This window comes from Streptomyces niveiscabiei (assembly GCF_001419795.1).
Classification (GTDB): Bacteria; Actinomycetota; Actinomycetes; order Streptomycetales; family Streptomycetaceae; genus Streptomyces; species Streptomyces niveiscabiei.
Map to the genome: position 1 here is coordinate 1 of NZ_LIRL01001321.1, position 1730 is coordinate 1730.

Annotated in this window: 2 protein-coding genes and 1 pseudogene; all 3 read right to left on the reverse strand. The window is 68.7% G+C overall.

Annotated features, from left to right (window positions below; translation table 11 throughout):
* Positions 1-432: 432 nt before the first annotated feature.
* Positions 433-738: a MazG nucleotide pyrophosphohydrolase domain-containing protein gene (locus AOK24_RS43590; RefSeq protein ID WP_055725359.1), complete on the reverse strand. Its 306-nt coding sequence runs from the start codon at positions 736-738 to the stop codon at positions 433-435.
* Positions 739-822: 84 nt separating this feature from the next.
* Positions 823-1332, reverse strand: a complete 510-nt coding sequence (locus AOK24_RS43595; RefSeq protein ID WP_055725360.1) for a nucleoside/nucleotide kinase family protein — start codon at positions 1330-1332, stop codon at positions 823-825.
* Positions 1317-1730, reverse strand: a pseudogene (locus AOK24_RS43600) (nucleoside 2-deoxyribosyltransferase); the annotation flags it as partial. The gene AOK24_RS43595 and the pseudogene AOK24_RS43600, both read right to left, overlap by 16 nt.

Genomic DNA, 1730 nt, shown 5'->3' on the forward strand with positions numbered 1-1730 from the left:
CATCGAGCGTCGCGTCGTGGTGCCGGACCCTCCCGGGCCGAGACGCACCCCAGGTCCTCGGCCTCCTGACCACACCGCAGCGCCCGGCCGAACCGGTCCTCATCTTCGAGTGGGACCGGTGAACGGGCCCGCCCCCGTGGGGCTGTACAGCATCTCCGTACGGGGCTTGACCGTCCCCGCACTGCTGTCCTGGGCAGCCGGCGAAGACGTTCCGTTGATGGCGGACCACGCGGCTACGACCTGGCTGGCTGTGACGTTGTTCAGCGGGCTCTGTCACAGATCTTGTGGAGCGGTCGCGGAGGGTTACTGAAGCAGGATCACCTTGCGGAGCAGTGCGAGTACGGCTCGTCCGAACGTCCGGATATGCCTGTGCCTCCCTCACAGGCTCCACGGTGGGTCCGGCAGCCGATCAGCCAACACACCGCATCCCAGTCATTCCTGGCTGGTACGGACCAGTGTTCCGTTGGCGCCAGGGGCATAGACGCGGCGTGCGTTCTTCTCGATCTTTTCCTTGACGGCGTCGGCAAGGTCGATGCCCTGCATCTCCGCGATCGCCATCGCGTAGATGCAGACGTCCGCGAGCTCTTCACCCTGGTCGGGCAAGCCTTTGCGCCACGCTGTAAATGCCTCGCCGACCTCGGCCGAGAGAAGACCGTATTCCAGTGCGATATCCGTGGTGTTGAACCCTTTGGCGAGTTTGTTCTCCCAGGCAAGTTTCTGGGCCTCGGTAATGTCCACGGCGGTTCCCCTTGGCTGTGTGGCGCAGTTTCCCGGGGAACAGTAACGGGGCCTGAGTGACGGGGGGCAGGAACGGGACAGGTTTCAGCCGGTGGAGTGTCTGGCGTCTGCCGTGGTGTCGTAGGTGAGGACCGGTACATGGCCGGCCAGGGTGCGGAAGACGTGTTGGTAGGCGTGGGCGAGTTCGGTGATCGTGTCGAGGTTGGGTGCGTGGCCGTCGCGGGCTGTGAGGCGGTCGTGCACGATGGCGGCGGGGGCGGTGAGGTGGACGAAGAGGCCGTCGCGGGTGGTGACGAGGTCTGCCAGTTCGAGTGCCTGGTCCCAGGTGAGGCGGGACCGGGCTCGGTAGAGGGGGCCGTAGACGAGTTCGCTGACGAAGCTGCGGTCCAGGACGAGCCGGCCGGGCCGGGCGAGGAGGTCGCGGTAGCGGCCGGTCAGGTCCTGGTGGTCGGGTGTGCGGGGGGAGTGGACACGGGTGAAATCGTGCTCGGTGACGAGGAGTTCGGCCAGCGTGCTCTTGCCGACACCGTCGCCGCCTTCGAGGACGACGGTGCGGTGGCCTGCGATCTCCTGGAGGGTCACCGGGCGAGCCACGCGGTCACCTCCTCCGGTGTGCGGAGCGTGGCGTCGACGCCGTACTGGATCATCAGGTTGCGGTGGTTGGGCTCGCGGCCCGCCGCGTGGGTGTAGGTGCTGTGGGGCAGATACGCGGCGGCCGGCCGGCCCGTGGCGCAGGCCGCGCCGATGAGCAGGGCGGCTCCGGGCGGGGTCTCGGGGCCGGAGGCGTCGACGAGGATGCGGGTCGAGCAAAGGGCGGTGTTCCAGTCGTGGTGTGCGGCGGTGACGGGGTCGGCGGACCCGTGCCGGACCGGAAGGAGGACGCGGGTTCCTGTGACGGCGGGTGGTGCGGTGTGCGGCGAGGTGTAGGGGCTGGGTTCGACGAACACCGTGCGGGCGTCCCGGGCCGGGCCGGGGGCTGCCGTGGCCGGGGC